General features: G+C 60.7%; 16 protein-coding genes, 3 tRNA genes and 1 riboswitch. Of the genes, 4 read left to right on the forward strand and 15 right to left on the reverse strand.

Going from position 1 to position 19194, the window contains the following annotated elements:
* Nucleotides 1–11: 11 nt before the first annotated feature.
* The 3 genes from RGV59_RS29255 (at nt 12) to RGV59_RS29265 (ending at nt 2254) form a co-directional block, all read left to right on the forward strand.
* The gene (locus tag RGV59_RS29255) at nt 12–191 is read left to right on the forward strand and encodes a PA3371 family protein (RefSeq protein ID WP_126587263.1); all 180 of its coding nucleotides are present in this window, start codon (nt 12–14) and stop codon (nt 189–191) included.
* A gap of 389 nt (nt 192–580) precedes the next feature.
* Entirely contained in the window at nt 581–907 is a 327-nt protein-coding gene (locus RGV59_RS29260) for an Arc family DNA-binding protein (protein ID WP_017849200.1), read from the forward strand.
* Nucleotides 908–1048: 141 nt separating this feature from the next.
* Nucleotides 1049–2254, forward strand: coding sequence for an ISL3 family transposase (locus RGV59_RS29265; protein ID WP_104904490.1), 1206 nt, complete (start codon nt 1049–1051; stop codon nt 2252–2254).
* A gap of 71 nt (nt 2255–2325) precedes the next feature.
* Here the strand turns inward: RGV59_RS29265 and mgtE are convergent, their stop codons facing one another.
* The 8 genes from mgtE to ltaE all read right to left on the reverse strand — a co-directional run bounded on the left by mgtE (nt 2326) and on the right by ltaE (nt 10061).
* Nucleotides 2326–3768 (reverse strand): magnesium transporter, encoded by a 1443-nt coding sequence (gene mgtE / locus RGV59_RS29270; protein ID WP_017849201.1) that lies wholly within the window; start codon nt 3766–3768, stop codon nt 2326–2328.
* A gap of 336 nt (nt 3769–4104) precedes the next feature.
* Nucleotides 4105–4181 (reverse strand) — tRNA-Arg (locus RGV59_RS29275).
* A 72-nt stretch (nt 4182–4253) separates the two neighbouring features.
* Nucleotides 4254–4330: transfer RNA gene (locus RGV59_RS29280), tRNA-Arg, on the reverse strand.
* Between the two features lie 108 nt (nt 4331–4438).
* Nucleotides 4439–4529 (reverse strand) — tRNA-Ser (locus RGV59_RS29285).
* A 62-nt stretch (nt 4530–4591) separates the two neighbouring features.
* Nucleotides 4592–4780: a carbon storage regulator CsrA gene (gene csrA / locus RGV59_RS29290; RefSeq protein WP_003175645.1), complete on the reverse strand. Its 189-nt coding sequence runs from the start codon at nt 4778–4780 to the stop codon at nt 4592–4594.
* Between the two features lie 172 nt (nt 4781–4952).
* Nucleotides 4953–6194 carry an aspartate kinase gene (locus RGV59_RS29295; RefSeq protein ID WP_017849202.1) on the reverse strand — a complete coding sequence of 414 codons (1242 nt, stop codon included), beginning with the start codon at nt 6192–6194 and terminating at the stop codon, nt 4953–4955.
* Between the two features lie 97 nt (nt 6195–6291).
* A complete protein-coding gene (gene alaS, locus RGV59_RS29300) occupies nt 6292–8910 on the reverse strand; it encodes an alanine--tRNA ligase (RefSeq protein ID WP_046382329.1) in 2619 nt (872 codons plus the stop codon).
* A 146-nt stretch (nt 8911–9056) separates the two neighbouring features.
* Complete coding sequence (gene ltaE, locus RGV59_RS29305; protein WP_079444548.1) at nt 9057–10061, reverse strand: low-specificity L-threonine aldolase; 1005 nt, start codon at nt 10059–10061, stop codon at nt 9057–9059.
* Between the two features lie 190 nt (nt 10062–10251).
* Nucleotides 10252–10421: riboswitch (FMN riboswitch) on the forward strand.
* A 113-nt stretch (nt 10422–10534) separates the two neighbouring features.
* Between ltaE and RGV59_RS29310 the strand changes: the two genes are divergently transcribed.
* The gene (locus RGV59_RS29310) at nt 10535–11044 is read left to right on the forward strand and encodes a 6,7-dimethyl-8-ribityllumazine synthase (RefSeq protein WP_017849205.1); all 510 of its coding nucleotides are present in this window, start codon (nt 10535–10537) and stop codon (nt 11042–11044) included.
* A 131-nt stretch (nt 11045–11175) separates the two neighbouring features.
* Here the strand turns inward: RGV59_RS29310 and astE are convergent, their stop codons facing one another.
* The 7 genes from astE to RGV59_RS29345 all read right to left on the reverse strand — a co-directional run bounded on the left by astE (nt 11176) and on the right by RGV59_RS29345 (nt 18995).
* Nucleotides 11176–12180 (reverse strand): succinylglutamate desuccinylase, encoded by a 1005-nt coding sequence (gene astE, locus RGV59_RS29315; RefSeq protein WP_017849206.1) that lies wholly within the window; start codon nt 12178–12180, stop codon nt 11176–11178.
* An 11-nt stretch (nt 12181–12191) separates the two neighbouring features.
* Nucleotides 12192–12482: a hypothetical protein gene (locus RGV59_RS29320; RefSeq protein ID WP_017849207.1), complete on the reverse strand. Its 291-nt coding sequence runs from the start codon at nt 12480–12482 to the stop codon at nt 12192–12194.
* 23 nt (nt 12483–12505) lie between these two features.
* Nucleotides 12506–13852: an N-succinylarginine dihydrolase gene (astB, locus tag RGV59_RS29325; protein ID WP_126587255.1), complete on the reverse strand. Its 1347-nt coding sequence runs from the start codon at nt 13850–13852 to the stop codon at nt 12506–12508.
* Between the two features lie 156 nt (nt 13853–14008).
* Nucleotides 14009–15478: a succinylglutamate-semialdehyde dehydrogenase gene (gene astD / locus RGV59_RS29330; RefSeq protein ID WP_162231510.1), complete on the reverse strand. Its 1470-nt coding sequence runs from the start codon at nt 15476–15478 to the stop codon at nt 14009–14011.
* The gene (gene astA, locus RGV59_RS29335; protein WP_017849210.1) at nt 15475–16500 is read right to left on the reverse strand and encodes an arginine N-succinyltransferase; all 1026 of its coding nucleotides are present in this window, start codon (nt 16498–16500) and stop codon (nt 15475–15477) included. The genes astD and astA overlap by 4 nt, the downstream gene beginning before the upstream one ends.
* Nucleotides 16501–16550: 50 nt before the next feature.
* A complete protein-coding gene (gene aruF / locus RGV59_RS29340) occupies nt 16551–17570 on the reverse strand; it encodes an arginine/ornithine succinyltransferase subunit alpha (RefSeq protein WP_017849211.1) in 1020 nt (339 codons plus the stop codon).
* Between the two features lie 204 nt (nt 17571–17774).
* Entirely contained in the window at nt 17775–18995 is a 1221-nt protein-coding gene (locus RGV59_RS29345) for an aspartate aminotransferase family protein (RefSeq protein ID WP_046382325.1), read from the reverse strand.
* Nucleotides 18996–19194: the final 199 nt, after the last annotated feature.

Here is a 19194-nt window from a genome sequence, read left to right on the forward strand (position 1 = left end):
GGAAGCCTTCCATGTCCAAAGCCGCCTGGCTGTTTTTGTGCCTGACCGTCATGACTGCCGTGCTGGGCATGTCTACCTCGTCCCAGGACGCTCGCACCACCGCCCTCATCACCAGCGTCGTGTTCGGCAGCTTCCTGCTGTTGACGCTGATCGTCGGCCGCCGAATCAGATTCGACCCCGTGCTGCGCTGATTTTCGCTCGCCGGCACACCTACCTTATGTCGCCTCGCACTAGTAAATCGGCAAATTGCCACTAGTCTTAAAAACAAGGGCAAAAGGCCATATCACGATACGATATGCGCCCCAAACCCCTTGGCAGCAACGGCTTGCGGGACGATGAATTGTGACGATCACTCGCAAAAAAGTTTTCCAACCAGTCCGCAAAAAAGCAAATCAGTACTGGCATAAAGCCTTTAGGCAGTTCAATATTTGTCACAGAATTGACGCCAAGGAACCGGCAAAACTGAGGCATGATGCGGCCTCTTTGCAATTCAGGTTGAACTTTGGTCGTGAGCCTTGTCTTAACACTCATCTTGCGGCCAATTCCAATAACCGCTCCCCTGAACTAACCGGTTAAATATATGCGCCCATTGAAACAGGCAATTTATTCCAGCCGCACGGCTGACAAGTTCGTCGTACGTCTGCCAGACGGAATGCGGGAACGCATTGCCGAGGTGGCTCGCAATCATCACCGCAGCATGAACTCCGAAATCATCGCGCGCCTGGAGCAGAGCCTCATTCAGGAAGGTGCGTTGGGCGAAGAGCTAAGCATGCGCCTGGACAGCCCAGAGCTGTCACTGCACGAACGCGAACTGCTGCAGCGTTTTCGTCAGCTCTCCCACCGCCAGCAAAATGCCCTTGTCTCGCTTATTGCGCACGACGTTGAGGCGGCCGCAGAAGCCGAATGATCTGTTCCTGAAAGCCGAAGCCAGCCATGTGCTGGCTTTTTTTTTGGTTCTTCACGGAATCCCGGGAAACACAGAAACAAGAACGCCGATTTGATGGATGATGTTCGTGCGAGCAAACACATCTAAAAAACCGGCGTTCTTATGCGCAATATTAATACTTTCCTTCCTTTTTGGGAGGGCTTTTCTGTCGTTGCGATCAAACCTGACGGCGATGCCCTTCAAATCGATCTGATCCCCCAGGCCACGCGATTTCCCACCTGTGGTGGCTGCCAAAAGCTCTGTTCAACAACTCATGAGTACTGCGATCGAGTCGTGCGTGACTTGCCGATTCTCGGTCGCGCAGTCCGCCTCAACGTGCAGCTCAGGCGTGTTAGTTGCCGTGATTGTGGCAAGCGCATGGAGGTCGTCAGTTGGCTGGATCGCTATGCCCGCATGACGCGCCGGCTGGCAGAGGCCGTTATTCAAGCCTGCGAACGCCTTCCTACACTGCATGTTGCGCAAATGTTCGGGCTGCACTGGGACACCGTTCGGTTGCTGGAGCGGCGCGCTCTGCAAGCGGCGTTGAGTGCCTTACCCAAGGCCCAGCCACGGCGCCTGATAATGGACGAGTTCGCGTTATTCAAAGGTCATCGCTACGCCAGCGTGGTGTTGGACGCTGATACTCGGCGAGTGCTTTGGATCGGCGAAGGCCGTAGCCGAGCGGCAGTCAGACCGTTTTTCGAAGAGCTGGGGCCAGAAGGGTGCGCCCGAATTGAAGCGGTAGCGATGGACATGAACACGGCTTATGACCTGGAGGTTCGCCAACACTGCCCAAAAGCACGGGTGATTTATGACCTTTTCCATGTGGTCGCCAAATATGGCCGAGAAGTGATTGATCGTGTTCGCGTTGACGAGGCGAACCGATTGCGCCATGACAAGCCCGCTCGAAAGGTCATAAAGCAAGCGCGATGGTTGCTATTGCGTAACCCGGAGAACCTGAAAAAGCCGGAACAGCAGGTTCATTTACAGGATCTGCTGGCCGCTAACCAATCGTTAATGACGGTCTACTTGATGAAGGCCGAGCTCAAAATGCTCTGGGCGCCGAGCGATGCCTGGGACTGGAGATCAGCCTGGAAGCAGTGGCTGCGTCACGCTCAAGAAAGCGAAATACCCGCACTGATCCAGTTCGCAAAGCGACTAAAGGGCTACTGGCGGGGCATCGTGAGCCGGGTACGCTGGCCAATGCACACTGGTCAGTTGGAAGGAATAAACAATCGAATAAAGGTCATCAAACGAATGGCGTACGGTTACCGGGACAGCGAATTCTTTTTCATGAAGATCAAGAGCGTCTTTCCCGGCAATCCGTGAAGAACCTTTTTTTGCGCGCAATTCGGGAAGGCAGTACTGGGCGGGGGCTGGGTTGCCCCCGCCGCGAGGGGTCAGAGCAGGAAGATCGTCGCCAGGCCAAGGAAGATGAAGAAGCCGCCGCTGTCGGTCATGGCGGTAATCATCACACTGGCGCCCATGGCTGGGTCGCGCCCAAGGCGTGCCAGGGTCATGGGGATCAGCACCCCCATCAAGGCCGCCAACAGCAGGTTGAGGGTCATGGCGGCAGTCATGACCACCCCCAGCGACCAGCTGTCGTACAGCAAGTAGGCCACGATCCCGATCACCCCGCCCCACACCACGCCATTGATCAGCGCCACCGCCAATTCCTTGCGCATCAGGCGCGAGGTGTTGCCGGTATTGACCTGGTCAAGCGCCATGGCGCGCACGATCATGGTAATGGTCTGGTTGCCGGAGTTACCGCCGATCCCGGCAACGATTGGCATCAACGCCGCCAGTGCCACCAGCTTTTCGATCGAACCTTCGAACAGCCCGATCACCCGCGAAGCGATGAACGCGGTGATCAGGTTTACGGCCAGCCACGCCCAGCGGTTACGCAGGGAGCGCCAGACCGAGGCAAAAATATCTTCCTCTTCACGCAGACCCGCCATGTTGAGGACTTCGGTTTCACTTTCTTCACGGATCAGGTCGACCATTTCATCGATGGTCAGACGGCCGATCAGCTTGCCGTTCTTGTCGACCACCGGGGCCGAGATCAAGTCGTAACGTTCGAAGGCCTGGGCGGCGTCGTAGGCGTCTTCATCCGGATGGAAACCCACCGGATCGCTGGCCATCACGTCCGCAACCTTCTTCTCCGGGTCGTTGACCAGCAGGCGCTTGATCGGCAGCACGCCCTTGAGAATGCCTTCGTAGTCGACCACGAACAGCTTGTCGGTGTGCCCTGGCAGCTCTTTCAGGCGGCGCAGGTAACGCAGTACCACTTCCAGGCTGACGTCTTCGCGGATGGTGACCATCTCGAAGTCCATCAGGGCGCCGACCTGATCCTCGTCATAGGACAGCGCGGAGCGCACGCGCTCACGCTGCTGACTGTCAAGGGCTTCCATCAGCTCATGGACAACATCACGGGGCAGTTCGGGGGCCAGGTCGGCCAGTTCGTCGGCGTCCATCTCCCGGGCCGCGGCCAGGAGCTCGTGATCATCCATGTCGGCGATCAGGGTTTCACGGACGGAGTCGGATACTTCGAGCAGGATGTCGCCGTCGCGGTCGGCCTTGACCAACTGCCAGAGGGTCAGTCGATCATCCAGCGGCAAGGCTTCAAGGATATAAGCGACGTCGGCGGAGTGCAGATCATCGAGCTTGCGTTGCAACTCGACGAGGTTTTGCCGATGAACCAGGTTTTCGACGCGGTCGTGGTGCGGACCTTCCTGGCGGTGCGTGAGCTCTTCGACCACGCGCTGGCGCTGCAGCAGCTCAATGACTTGAGCCAGGCGATCCTGCAGGCTTTCTTGTGTTTTCTTTACTTCTACTTCGGTCATAGGCGAACTCCACTCCCAGCAGCGGGGCACGCCGGAAGGATCAATCAGTCAATTCATGATTGGTAAAACGGGGTACTGAGTAACTACTGGGTAAGTCCATGGAGGTGTTCCACAAGCCCCGGCGGGGCTGACGGGCGCAATGATACACCGCCCGCCGCTTTTAACGTCAAAAAACTGGTAAGAACAAGCGCTTGCGCGCCAAAGCTGAGAATTGGCCGCATCTATGAATTGCGACGCTGCCACGCGACTGGAAAACACATGGCGCGGGAAGAAAAGGTTAAATCCTACAAACCCCAGACGGCAAAAAGCCCGCACTAGGCGGGCTTTTTGTTTGTATGGTGCACTCGACAGGATTCGAACCTGTGACCGCTCGGTTCGTAGCCGAGTACTCTATCCAGCTGAGCTACGAGTGCAGATTGTGTTTTTAGACCAGATCACAACTGGTTGTAACCGAATCACCTGCATTGCTGCAACTGACTCTTAAATGGTGCACTCGACAGGATTCGAACCTGTGACCGCTCGGTTCGTAGCCGAGTACTCTATCCAGCTGAGCTACGAGTGCATTTGTTGCCGCGCATTATAGGCCGTTCAATCTCTATGTAAAGCGATTTTTTCGATTAATTTCAACAACTTATCGATAAATCCAGATTGCAACGTACTAAGCAAATAATGGCGGAGAACGGGGGATTCGAACCCCCGACACCCTTTTGAGGTGTACTCCCTTAGCAGGGGAGCGCCTTCGGCCACTCGGCCAGCTCTCCGCAACACGGGGCGTATATTAACCACGTTCATCCCCGTTTGCAAACATAAAAAACGATAAAAATTAAAGGCTTGGTTCTTCGTCCTTCTCTTTCTTGATCCGCAGATAGATTTCCTCGCGGTGAACCGCTACCTCTTTCGGAGCATTTACCCCAATACGCACTTGATTGCCTTTGACGCCGAGCACGGTCACGGTGATTTCTCCATCACCAATAATCAGGCTTTCTGCGCAACGACGAGTCAGAATCAACATACCTTTCACCTCACGCACTTCAGTTCAGGAACAACAGTCTGCAAAAAAAGGCCTTCGACCTACGGCTCATCGGCCATAGCCCTACCAGCTAAGTATTGTCGAGCCCACGCAAAACAACATGCGCCCTACAAAAAATGAAAGGCGCGGTAAACCGCGCCTTCCTGGCCTTGCATCACTCGCCCTGTCGGGCCGGAGCGTCCAGCTCAAAAGCGGTATGCAGTGCGCGTACAGCCAGTTCCAGGTACTTCTCTTCGATCACCACCGAGACTTTGATTTCCGAGGTGGAGATCATCTGGATGTTGATGCTTTCCTTGGCCAGGGCCTCGAACATGCGGCTGGCAACGCCGGCATGGGAACGCATGCCCACACCCACGATCGACACCTTGGCGATCTTGGTATCGCCGACCACTTCACGCGCGCCAATCCCGCTCGCAGTGTTCTGCAGGATACGCTCGGCCGCTTCGTACTCGTTGCGGTGAACGGTGAAGGTGAAATCAGTGGTGTTATCGTGCGAAACGTTCTGCACGATCATGTCGACTTCAATGTTCGCGCCACTGATCGGGCCGAGGATCTTGAATGCCACGCCCGGAGTGTCTGGCACGCCACGGATCGTCAGCTTGGCTTCATCGCGGTTGAAAGCGATGCCGGAAATGATCGGCTGTTCCATGGATTCCTCTTCATCAATAGTAATGAGGGTGCCCGGACCCTCTTTGAAGCTGTGCAATACGCGCAGCGGAACGTTGTACTTGCCGGCGAATTCCACCGCACGGATCTGCAACACCTTGGAACCGAGGCTGGCCATTTCCAGCATCTCTTCGAAGGTGATCTTGTCCAGGCGCTGGGCCACGGATACCACGCGCGGATCGGTGGTGTAGACGCCATCCACATCGGTGTAGATCTGGCATTCGTCAGCCTTGAGCGCGGCCGCCAGGGCCACACCGGTGGTGTCCGAACCGCCACGCCCGAGGGTGGTGATATTGCCGTGCTCGTCGACGCCCTGGAAACCGGCGACGACTACCACACGACCGGCCTTCAGATCAGCGCGAATCTTCTGATCATCGATCTGCAGGATGCGCGCCTTGGTGTGCGCGCTGTCGGTGAGGATACGCACCTGACTGCCAGTGTAGGACACTGCCGGCACACCGCGCTTGTTCAGCGCCATGGCGAGCAGGCCAATGGTCACCTGCTCGCCGGTGGACACGATCACATCCAGCTCACGCGGCAGCGGTTGTTGATCGCCGCTGATAGCCTTGGCCAGTTCGATCAGGCGATTGGTTTCGCCGCTCATGGCCGACAGCACCACGACGAGGTCGTCGCCGGCATCGCGGAATTTCTTAACCTTGTCGGCGACCTGCTCGATTCTTTCGACAGAGCCGACCGAGGTGCCTCCAAATTTCTGTACGATCAAAGCCATTTCTAAGCCGCCTCAGCCCGTAAAGGGGCGCCCAATAAACCAATCTTCCAGCAACCGAGCGAGCCCGCGACTAGACCACGGGCTCATTCACAGCGCCTTAAATGCCAGCCTCGACAAACGGCACGGTCAGGGCCAGGGCCGCGTCCAGGGCACCGGCGTCTACACCACCGCCTTGTGCCATGTCCGGACGACCACCGCCCTTCCCGCCCACTGCCGCAGCGGCTTGTTTCATCAAATCACCGGCTTTGAGTTGGCCAGTCAGGTCTTTGGTTACACCGGCAACCAGAACGACCTTATCCTCATGGACACTGCCGAGCAGGATCACTGCGCGGCCGAGCTTGTTCTTCAACTGATCGACCAAGGCCAACAACGCCTTGCCGTCCTGGCCGTCCAGGCGCGCCGCCAGGACGTTCACGCCCTTGACGTCCTGGGCGGAAGCCGACAGATCGTCGCCTGCCGCGCTGGCCGCCTTGGCCTGCAACTGTTCCAGCTGTTTCTCCAGCGCACGGTTGCGTTCCAGCACGGCGGACAGTTTGTCGATCAGATTGTCACGGCTGCCCTTGACCAGGCTGGCCGCTTCCTTGAGTTGTTCTTCACCCGCATTGAGGTAGGCCAGGGCCGCAGCACCGGTTACCGCTTCAATACGACGCACACCGGACGCCACACCGCCTTCGCTGATGATTTTCAGCAGGCCGATGTCGCCGGTACGGTTGGCGTGGATCCCACCGCACAGTTCCACCGAGAAGTTGCCGCCCATGCTCAGGACGCGCACGTTGTCGCCGTATTTCTCGCCGAACAGCGCCATCGCGCCCTTGGCCTTGGCGGTCTCGATGTCGGTTTCCTCGGTTTCCACCGCGGTGTTCTTGCGCACCTGGGCGTTGACGATGTCTTCCAGGGCCTTGATCTGCGCAGGCTTGATCGCTTCGAAGTGGCTGAAGTCGAAACGCAGGCGCTGGCTGTCGACCAACGAACCCTTCTGCTGGACGTGCTCGCCCAACACCTGGCGCAGTGCCGCGTGCAGCAAGTGGGTGGCCGAGTGGTTCAGCGCAGTGGCGTGGCGCACGTCGGCGTCCACCTGGGCGTCCACCGGCGAACCGACGATCAGGCTGCCCGACGCCAATACGCCGTGGTGCAGGAATGCGCCGCCGGTCTTGGTGGTATCACGCACATCGAAACGACCGGAAGACGCCTTGAGGAAACCGCAGTCGCCGATCTGGCCACCGGATTCGGCATAGAACGGCGTCCGGTCCAGGACCACCACGCCGTCATCGCCTTCATTCAGGACGTCGACCGACTGGCCGTCTTTATACAGCGCGATCACTTTGGCCGAACCGTGGGTGGCCGTATAGCCGGTGAACTCGGTGGCCACGTCAACCTTGACCAGGCTGTTGTAGTCCATGCCGAAGGAACTGGCGGAACGGGCACGCACGCGCTGGGCTTCCATCTCGCGTTCGAAACCTTCCTCGTCGAGGGTCAGGTTGCGCTCACGGGCGATGTCGCCGGTCAGGTCCATCGGGAAACCGTAGGTGTCGTAGAGTTTGAACACCACATCGCCCGGCACCACGCTGCCCTGCAGGCCGGCGAGGTCTTGCTCGAGGATTTTCAGGCCCTGTTCCAGGGTCTTGGCGAACTGCTCTTCTTCGGCCTTGAGCACGCGCTCGATGTGCGCCTGGTTCTGGGTGAGTTCCGGGAAGGCTGCGCCCATCTCGGCGACCAGCGCCGCGACGATCTGGTAGAAGAAGCTGCCGTTGGCGCCCAGCTTGTTACCGTGGCGGCAGGCGCGACGGATGATACGGCGCAGCACGTAGCCGCGGCCTTCATTGGACGGCAGCACGCCGTCGGCAATCAGGAAACCGCAGGAACGGATGTGGTCAGCCACCACTTTGAGCGATGCCTGGTCTTCATTGGCACAACCGATAGCCTTGGCCGCAGCGGCCAGCAGGCTCTGGAACAGGTCGATCTCGTAGTTGGAGTGAACGTGCTGCATCACCGCACTGATCCGCTCCAGGCCCATGCCGGTATCCACCGACGGTGCCGGCAGCGGGTGCAACACGCCATCGGCGGTGCGGTTGAACTGCATGAACACGTTGTTCCAGATCTCGATGTAACGGTCGCCGTCTTCTTCCGGCGAACCCGGTGGGCCGCCCCAGATATCGGCGCCGTGATCGTAGAAAATCTCGGTGCATGGGCCGCACGGGCCGGTGTCGCCCATGGTCCAGAAGTTGTCGGAGGCGTAAGGCGCGCCCTTGTTGTCGCCGATACGCACCATGCGCTCAGGCGGCACGCCGACTTGCTGGGTCCAGATGTCGTAGGCTTCGTCATCGCTGGCGTAGACGGTGACCCAGAGCTTTTCCTTCGGCAGTTTCAGCACGCCAGTGAGGAAGGTCCAGGCGAAGTTGATCGCGTCTTTCTTGAAATAGTCGCCAAAGCTGAAGTTGCCGAGCATTTCGAAAAACGTGTGGTGACGGGCGGTGTAGCCGACGTTTTCCAGGTCGTTGTGCTTGCCACCGGCGCGCACGCATTTCTGGCTGCTGACCGCGCGGGTATAGGCGCGCTTTTCCTGGCCCAGGAAGCAGTCCTTGAACTGGTTCATCCCCGCGTTGGTGAACAGCAGGGTGGGGTCATTGCCTGGGATCAAGGAGCTGGAGGCGACACGGGTGTGGCCTTGCTCTTCGAAGAAGCGAAGGAAGGCTTCACGGATTTCTGCGCTTTTCATTAGGTTCTTCCACGGAGTCTGAGGCCAAAGGCCAGTGCGCAACATCATCAGACGGAGCGACGGCAAAGGGCCGCATTATATCGGCCCTTTGCCGGTGGTACAGCGTGTTTATGTGATAGAAACAGTCAATTAGACAGTCTGCACGGTCATTTCCGAGAAAACTCGACGAATGCCTGCACCACTTGCTCGATCTGCGCACGACTCACGTCCAGGTGCGTGACCATGCGCAGGCGCGGTGCGGCGCTCAACTTGATGCCGCGCTCGGCGGCAAACGTCTTCAGGGCCTGCGCCCGGTCGCCGAGCTGCACGTAGACCATGTTGGTCTGCACCGGCTCCACCGCATACCCGGCCTTGCGCAGTTCATCCCCCAGCCATTGGGCGTTGGCGTGGTCGTCGGCCAGGCGCTGCACCTGATGGTCAAGGGCATACAGCCCCGCCGCCGCCAGGGAACCGGCCTGGCGCATGCCGCCGCCGACCATCTTGCGCAAACGCCGCGCCTTGGCGATCAGCGCCGTGGAGCCGCACAACACCGAGCCAATCGGCGCGCCCAGGCCCTTGGACAGGCACACCGACACCGAATCGAAATGCTGGGTGATCTCCCGCGCGTCCACGTCGAGCCTGACCGCCGCGTTGTAGAGCCGCGCGCCGTCCAGGTGCAGGGCCAGGCCATGTTCACGGGTAAACGCACGTGCCCTGGCCAGGTACTCCAGCGGCAGCACCTTGCCCTGCATGGTGTTCTCCAGCGCCAACAGGCGGGTGCGGGCGAAGTGGAAATCATCGGGCTTGATCGCTTCCAGCACCTGATCCAGGTCCAGGGAACCGTCCGCCTGCACTTCCAGTGGTTGCGGTTGGATCGAACCCAGCACCGCCGCGCCGCCGCCTTCGTACTTATAGGTGTGGGCCTGCTGACCGACGATGTATTCCTCGCCACGCTCACAGTGGGCCATCAACGCCAGCAGGTTGCTCATGGTGCCGGTGGGCACGAACAACGCCGCGGCGAACCCCAGGCGCTTGGCCAGTTCGGCCTCCAGGCGATTGACGCTAGGGTCTTCGCCATACACGTCATCGCCGCTGACGGCGCTGGCCATCGCATCGAGCATGCCGGGGGTGGGCTGGGTCACGGTGTCGCTGCGCAGGTCTATCACGGTCATCAAACTGGCCTCTGATGGGTTGGGCGTTTTTTCGTACTGATGATTACTGCGGGTAAAGCCACGGAATATCAAGCCCTATGCTGCGTCAATCGAATATCAATCAAACAAACCGATATAGGCTATCGATACGGCAATCGTGCAGTTTCTGAAAAACCATGTTAAAAACTCTCCGCCGCCAGGGTTCTGGCGGCAACGTTCTCAGGGCGGGGTGCAATTCCCCACCGGCGGTAATTGCGCGCAATGTGCATAGCCCGCGAGCGCTTGGCGCCTCGAACTGCTCCGGCAGGACGGCGACAAGGTCAGCAGACCCGGTGTGATCCCGGGGCCGACGGTCATAGTCCGGATGAAGAGAGAACGGGATTGGCGCAAAAGGGCCGCGCGCTGAGTTCATGCCTGCATGACCCAGCTGTTCGTACCCTTAAATCCCATTCGATTCATAACGCCCTGTTTTTTTCTTAAACAGGAGTCAGAACATGCAACCCACCGCAATCGACAGCAAAAGCAAAAACCATCACGGCGAGCGCGTCGCGTTTATCCAGGCCTGCTGGCACAAGGATATTGTCGACCAATCGCGCAAAGGCTTCCTCAGCGAAATGATCGCCCTGGGTTACCAGGAATCGGACATTGATTTCTTCGAAGTCGGCGGCGCCTTTGAAATGCCCCTGCACGCCAAGCTGCTGGCCAAGACCGGCCGTTACGCCGGCATCGTCGCCGCGGCCCTGGTGGTGGACGGCGGCATCTACCGCCATGAATTCGTCGCCCAATCGGTGGTCAGCGGCCTGATGCAGGTTCAGCTGGAAACCGAAGTGCCGGTGTTCTCGGTGTCTCTGACCCCGCACCACTTCCACGCCGGCAGCGAGCACCACGCCTTCTTCCATGATCACTTCGTACACAAAGGCCAGGAAGCGGCGCGTACCTGTGCCGACACCTTGCACAAGGTGCGTGCGATCCGCCGCAGCGAGCCGCGTGCGGTAGCAGTTTAAGCAACACCGCAACACCAATGTGGGAGGGGGCTTGCCCCCGATAGCGGTCTGTCAGTTAAAAATTTTCTGACAGTTACACCGCAATCGGGGGCAAGCCCCCTCCCACATTTGGATCCGGTTAAGGCTGAGATCTATGCCAGCCCGGCGTCCGTGGTCGGCACAATCAATATCCCTGCGCGCAAGCCATTCTTCACCTTCGGGTTCGGGAAGATGATGCGTGCGCCCTCCTCCTCGATCACCCAGCGGGTCTTGGCGACGTCTTCGGCGAGCAGATAGCCCTGGGCCAACGGCGAAAAGTTTTCCACGTCCGCCGGCAGGTGCAACAGGAATGCATCGCTGTGCTTGATGACTTCGCGGGACACGGCAAACAGCTGCAGGCCATCCAGGCTGCCAGTGTCCGGCTCGGTACCTTCGATGATCTGCGTCAGCCGGGTTTCCAGGCGCGACACGTCCACATCCTGGTTCTGCCCGAATGGCCGCGCCTTGCCCAATTCCAGGGTAAAGGCCTCGGCGCCCAGTTGCTCATAGGTAAAGGCGGAGAAGGTGATCGAAGCTTTGTTCTGCAGCAGCACCGCCTGCATACCGGCGGCGCGCAAGCGGGCCAGTTCGTGGCGCGAATGCTGGCGCCCGTCCTTCCACGGGTAGAGGGCGAACTGCTCGACCTTCGAACCGCGAATGGCGGTGTGCAGGTCGTAATGCAGGCGCGAGCGGCCAGGCAGGCTGAAGAAGCTGCGGGCCAATTGTTCCAGCTCGGCGGCGCGCATGGCTTCAGGGCCGATATTTTTTTCGTGACGGCCGTTGAACAGCCGGTTGACGTCCAGTTCGAGGTAACGCTCGCCGCGGCGCATGGCCTCGGGGTTGCCGAACAGGAACAGAATACGGGTGCGGGGTTTGATCTGCCCACGGGCGATGCCATGCAACAGGCGGTCGAGCAATTCGATCGGCGCGGTCTCGTTGCCGTGGATGCCGGACGACAGCAGCACATCGCTGCCGTTGTCCCGCGCTTGCGGCGGGCGCACTTCAAGCGCGCCTTCGCTGAGCCAGCGCATCTGCACGCCGTCGACAGTCAGTTGAATTTTTTGCGCCGGTTCACGACCGGCGAGGGTCAGTTCAAGGAGTTTGCCGAGGGCGAGCATAAGCAGCTTCCTTAGTGGTTGCAGCCTGGGCCGTGGACGTGATCGTCGTCATCACCCTCAACGTCGGCCGGTTCCATTTCCAGTTGCAGGCTCATCAGGTTGGTGGCCAGTGGGCGCATCAGCAGGTTGGCGTACTCGGCGTCGCCTTCTTCCACGTCCACACCGATCAGCAGTTGGCCACGGCCGTCGTGCTGAATCCAGACTTCCTTGCCCTGCCAGATCACGGCAACGCGGGTGCAGGAGGTTTGCAGCTGGGTGCCGTCGGTGTCTTCAAGGATCAGTTGCAGGGTATCGGTGCTCATAAATAGCTCTCGGCCGTGTGGCGTTAATTGATCTGGAAAGGATATACCGCGCCCAGTTTAAGGATTTGCGTCAGTTCATCCAATGCCGTCCGGCATTCAAGCAGCAATTGCGGGTCAGCCAGGTCGCTTTCGCGCAGGCTGTCGCGGTAGTGCTTGTCGACCCACTGGGTCAGCGTTTCATACAGCGGCGCGGTCATGATAACCCCTGGGTTCACCGCCGCCAGCTCGGTTTCGTTCAACGCCACGCGCAAACGCAGGCACGCCGGGCCGCCGCCGTTCTGCATGCTTTGCTTGAGGTCGAAGACCTTGACCTCGCGGATCAAACCACCGGCAGCGGTCAGACCTTGCAGATACTGCCAGACACGTGCGTTGGCCCGGCACTCTTCCGGCACGATCAACAGCATCGAGCCGTCGGCGCGGGTCAACAATTGGCTGTTGAACAGGTAGGAACGCACCGCGTCTTCGACGCTGACCTGGGCACGCGGCACGCACACCGACTGGAAGTTGCCGCCCAGTTTGCCCAACTTGGCCTGCAACTCGGCAAGCATCGTCTCGGTGTTGAGGAACGCGTCCTCGTGATAGAACAGCATTTCGCCATTGCCCACCGCGATCACGTCGTTATGGAACACGCCGGCATCGATCACCGCCGGGTTCTGCTGGGCGAAGACCACGCCGTCATCGTTCAGGCCGTGCAGGCGGGCGACGGCCTGGGAGGCTTCGAGGGTCTGGCGCGCCGGGTACTTCTGCGGCGCCGGGTAACGGGTGTCGAACGCGCTGCGGCCGAACACGAAAAACTGCACGCCGGCCTCGCCATAGTCACGGCAGAAACGTGTGTGGTTGGCCGCGCCTTCGTCGCCGAACTGCGCCACCGCCGGCAACGCGGCGTGGTGGGCGAAGTGTTTCGCATCGGCAAACATCGCCCCCAATACGCGGCTGGTGGTCGGGTGTTCGATGCTGCGGTGGTATTTGCAGTTGAGGTTGGCGGCGGTGAAATGCACGCGGCCATCCGCCGTGTCGGCGCTCGGGCTGACGGTGGCGGCGTTGGCCACCCACATGCTCGACGCCGAGCAACTGGCGACCAGCAATGGCATGGCGTGCTTGGCCGCGTGCTGGATGACCTGGGCATCGCTGCCGCTGAAGCCGAGGTTGCGCAAGGCAGCCACGTCCGGGCGTTCCTGCGGCGCCAGCACGCCTTGCACAAAGCCCATGTCCATCAGCGCTTTCATTTTCTGCAGGCCCTGCAACGCCGCTTCCTTGGGGTTGGAAGCTTGCTGGCTGTTGCTCTGGGACGCGACGTTGCCGTAGGACAAACCGCCGTAGTTATGGGTCGGCCCCACTAGACCGTCAAAATTGACTTCATAGGATTTCATCGGCGAGGCTCCACGAACATCTGTTTTTATAGGCATCTAATGACTTGAATACACCACCGACCTAATGTGGGAGGGGGCTTGCCCCCGATAGCAGTCTGCCAGTTGATGAATCAGGTGACTGATCCACCGCTATCGGGGGCAAGCCCCCTCCCACCTTTAGATCAGTGTAATGCCGGGGGTGAGTGTGGCTGGCAGCACCAGGCTCGGGGTCTCCAGGGACGCCACCGGGTACGCGCAATAATCCGCTGCGTAATAGGCGCTGGCGCGATGGTTGCCCGAAGCCCCGACACCACCGAACGGCGCGGTACTGGCGGCGCCGGTCAGTTGTTTGTTCCAGTTGACGATCCCGGCGCGGCTTTCCAGCCAGAATTGCTGGTAGCGCGCTTCGGAGTCCGACAACAAACCGGCGGCCAGGCCATATTGGGTGTTGTTGGCCTCGGCAATCGCCGCGGCGAAATCAGCGTAGCGGATCACCTGCAACAGCGGGCCGAACAGCTCCTCATCGGCGCGCTCGCTCACTTCGGTCACGTCAATGATGCCCGGGGTCAACAACGCGGCCTGAGCCTGCGGCTGGGTCATTTCCAGCAGCGCCACGGCGCCGTTGGCCAACAGCAGTTCCTGGGCGTCCATCAAGGCTTTCGCGGCCGCCAGGGAAATCACCGAGCCCATGAACGGCGCCGGTTGCTGGTCGAACGCACCGACCGCAATCGTCGCGCTGACCGCCACCAGCCGCGCCAGCAGTGCATCGCCCCAGGCGCCTTCGGGCACCAGCAAGCGACGGGCACAGGTGCAACGCTGGCCGGCCGAGATAAACGCCGATTGGATGATGGTGTAGACCGCCGCATCCACGTCGGCCACTTGATCCACCACCAGCGGGTTGTTACCGCCCATTTCCAGGGCCAGGATCTTGTCCGGGCGCCCGGAGAACTGCTGGTGCAGGTGGTTGCCAGTGCGGCTGGAGCCGGTGAAGAACAGCCCGTCGATACCCGGGTTGGCCGCCAGGGCGATCCCGGTTTCCCGCGCACCTTGCAGCAGGTTCAACACGCCCGCCGGCAGGCCGGCTTCGATCCAGCATTGCACGGTCAGCTCGGCGACTTTCGGGGTCAACTCGCTGGGTTTGAACAACACGGTATTGCCCGCCAGCAACGCCGGGACGATATGCCCATTGGGCAGGTGGCCGGGGAAGTTGTAAGGACCAAACACCGCCACCACGCCGTGGGGCTTGTGGCGCAGCACGGCGGTGGCGTCGCCCAGCGGGCCGCTCTTCTCGCCGGTACGCTCGCGGTAGCTTTGCACCGAGATCGCGATCTTGTTGGCCATGCTGGTGACTTCGGTGGCCGATTCCCACAGGGGCTTGCCGGTTTCTTCGCCGATGCAGCGGGCGATTTCATCGGCGCGGCTTTTCAAGGTATTGGCGAAGGCTTCGAGCACGCCGATGCGCTCTTCCAACGAGCGCCGGGCCCACGCCGGAAACGCCTGGCGCGCCGCCTGCACGGCGGATTCGACCTGTTCGGCGCTGGCGCCATTGCCGGCCCACAGCACGTGCTGGGTCACCGGGTTGCGCGATTCGAACAGCTCACCCTGGCCAGCCAGCCAGCTACCTGCGATATACAGCGAATTCATTATTTCGACTCCCGAGCAGCAGACAACGGTACGGCACGCACTTGATCGCCCACCACCAGCTGCAGGCGCTTGGCGGTCAACGGATCGACCACCAGCGTGCCTGCCGCCAGGCGGGCCGGTGCGGCGGTGATGCGGCACTCTTCGCGCTTGCGGTTATGGATCAGGAACGGCGTGGCGTCGTCGCCTGGCGTGCCGATGGCCAACACCAGCGACTGGCTGTCGCGCACCGCACGGATCTTGCTGGTCTCACATTCCACCGCCGGGCCGGCGTCAAAAATGTCGACATAGCCCTGGTAGCTGAACCCTTCGCTCTTGAGCATGCTCAGCGCCGGCTCGGTATCCGGGTGGACCTTGCCGATCACGTTGCGCGCATCCTCGGACAGGAAGCAGCTGTACAGCGGAAATTTCGGCATCAACTCGGCGATAAAGGCTTTGTTGCCCACGCCGGTGAGGTAATCGGCCTGGCTGAATTCCATCTTGAAGAAGTGTCGGCCCAGGCTTTCCCAGAACGGCGAACGCCCGGCTTCATTGGACACGCCGCGCATCTCGGCGATGATCTTGTTGCCGAACAACTGCGGGAACTCCGCGATAAACAGCAGGCGCGCCTTGGCCAGCATGCGGCCGTTGAGGCCGTTGCGGTAATCGGCGTGCAGGAACAACGAACACAGTTCGGAGTTGCCGGTGAGGTCGTTGGCCAGGAACAGCGTCGGGATCTCACGGTAGATATTCAGCTCCTGGGAGGCGCTGACGGTGAGACCGACCCGGAAGTTGTACCAGGGCTCGCGCAGGCCGACGGCGCCGGCGATGGCGGAAATCCCCACCACGCGGCCTTCGTCGTTTTCCAGCACGAACAGGTAGTCGGCATCCCCGCGCCCGGCTTCGCCGCGGAAGGTTTTTTCGGCCCAGCCGACCCGGTGGGTCAGGCGCTCTTCGTTGGCCGGCAAGGTGGTCAGGCCGGTGCCGGTGCTGCGCGCCAGATCAATCAGGGCCGGTAAATCGCTGCTGCGTACGGGACGAACGATCATGCTATCTCCTCAGGCGGGCCGCCCGTTCAGGCCACCCGCAAAACTCTGCGTTAAACCGCAACCAAACGCACGCTGGCACCTTCGCCGACGCCCAGGGCTTCGGCCGCTTCCAGGTCCAGGGTCACCGGTTTGCCGGGCGCGTAGTCCAGCTCCAGCAGCACCGCGCGGTAATCTTGCAACTGCGCGTTGCTCACCAGGTACTGGCGGCCGACACCCTTGACCCTCTCGCCGATCTTCACCGGCACCACGCGGCTCTGGGCGATCGAGCGAATGCCCGAGACCCGTGCGTGCAGCGTCGGGCCGCCGTCGAAGATGTCAATGTAGTGATCGGTCTCGAAGCCTTCGCGCATGAGGATGTCGAAGGTGATCTGCGCACGCGGATGCACCTGGCCCATGGCTTCCTGGGCTTCGTCCGGCAGCAGCGGCACGTAGATCGGGTAGTGCGGCATCAGCTCGGCGAGGAACGTGCGGCTTTTCAGCCCGCACAGGCGCTCGGCGGCGGCGTAGTTGAGGTCGAAGAAGTTGCGCCCGATGGCGTCCCAGAACGGCGAATCACCGTTCTCGTCGCTGTAGCCGACAATCTCGGTCACCACCGAGTCGGCGAAGCGCTCGGGATGGCTGGCGACGAACAACAGGCGGCCGCGGGAATTGAGTTCCGACCACGGCGAACCGACCAGCTCCGGCACCACGTAGAAGCTGGTGAGCAGGCTGTTGCCGGTGAGGTCGTGGCACTGGGAAAGCACGTGGATCTTGTTGTGGATCTTCAGCTCGCGAGAGGCGTGGACGAAGGTCTCGTTACGGAAGCTGTAGAACGGTTCCGAGTAGCCGGCCGAGGCGACGATGGCCGAGCAGCCGACCAGCTTGCCGGTCTCGGTGTCTTCGAGCACGAAGAAATAGCTTTCTTCACCGTTGAAACTGACCTCGGCCGCGAAGGACGCTTCGCTGGCGGCGATCTTGTCGCTCAGGCGCTCCACATCGTCCGGCAAGGAGGTGACACCAATCGGGCTGTCCGCAGCCAGACGCTGTACCTCGCCCAGATCAGCCATTTGCGCGGGGCGCATCACCAGCATGGTGTCACTCCTTAACTCGAAAAACTCATAGGAAAAAGTACCGGACGGGTCAGGAACAACACATATCCAATGTGGGAGGGGCGGTGCGACGATTCGACTTGCCCCCGATAGCAGTCTGTCAGTTGATACATCTGGTGACTGATACACCGCTATCGGGGGCAAGCCCCCTCCCACATTCGACACAGTCCGACAGATAAATGTGTATCAGGCTTGGGTCAGTGTTTTAACAGCACGCTCAAAACGGTCCAGGCCTTCATTGATGTCCGCATCCTCCACCACCAGGCTCGGCGCGAAACGCACCACGTCGGGGCCGGCTTGCAGGATCATCAGGTTTTCTTTCTCGGCCGCGTTGAACACGTCCTTGGCCTTGCCTTTCCAGGCGTCGCTCAACACGCAACCGAGCAGCAGGCCGAGGCCGCGCACTTCGCTGAAGATCCCGTATTGTTTGCCGATCTGTTCCAGGCGGGCCTTGAACAGGTCGTGCTTGGCGTTGACGCCGGCCAGCACTTCAGGCGTGTTGATCACATCGATCACCGCCCCCGCCACCGCACACGCCAGCGGGTTGCCGCCGTAGGTGGTGCCGTGGGTGCCGACCACCAAGTGCTTGGCCAAGGCTTCCGTGGTGAGCATCGCGGCAATCGGGAAACCGCCGCCCAGGCTCTTGGCACTGGTGAGAATGTCCGGCACCACACCGTAGTGCTGGTAGGCGAACAGGTGGCCGCTGCGGCCCATGCCGGTCTGCACTTCGTCGAACACCAGCAGCGCGTCGTGGGCGTCGCACAGTTCGCGGGCGCCTTGCAGGTAGGCCAGCTCGGCCGGCAGCACGCCGCCCTCGCCTTGCACCGGTTCCAGCACCACGGCGCAGGTCTTGTCCGACACGGCGGCTTTCAGCGCGGCCAGGTCATTGAACGGCACATGGGTGATGCCGGTGATCTTCGGCCCGAAGCCGTCGGAGTACTTCGACTGGCCACCGACGTTGACGGTGAACAGGGTACGGCCGTGGAAGCTGTTGAGGGCGGCGATGATCTCGTATTTCTCGCTGCCGAAGCGGTCGAACGCCACGCGACGGGCCAGCTTGAACGCAGCCTCGTTGGCTTCGGCGCCGGAGTTGCAGAAGAACACACGCTCGGCAAAAGTGGCGTCGATCAACTTGTGGGCCAGGCGCAGGGCCGGCTCATTGGTGAAGACGTTGGAGACGTGCCACAGCTTGTGGGCCTGTTCGGTCAACGCACCGACCAGCGCCGGGTGGGCATGGCCCAAAACATTGACCGCGATGCCGCCGGCAAAGTCGATCAGCTCGCGACCCGCCTGGTCCCACACGCGCGAACCTGCGCCGCGCACGGGGATGAATGCGGCAGGTGCGTAATTGGGCACCATGACCTGGTCGAAATCGGCACGTTGCACCGGGGCTTGCTCAACGGACATCGGAGTCTCCTGAAGAGGAACGCCTGCCTGGAACTGGCGGGCGATGCAGGGATTGTAAGGACAGTTTTCAGCGCGGCCTTGCCGCCAAGCGACAACTTCTTATAGCGCCAACCCGCGATTTTGGCGGGTTTACGCCAATGCGACAAATAGCATCGCAATGGCGCAGTTTAAACGCTACCGGGGCACAGCGGCAGGTGGT

Source organism: Pseudomonas sp. FG1, from assembly GCF_034313875.1.
Lineage (GTDB): Bacteria > Pseudomonadota > Gammaproteobacteria > Pseudomonadales > Pseudomonadaceae > Aquipseudomonas > Aquipseudomonas veronii.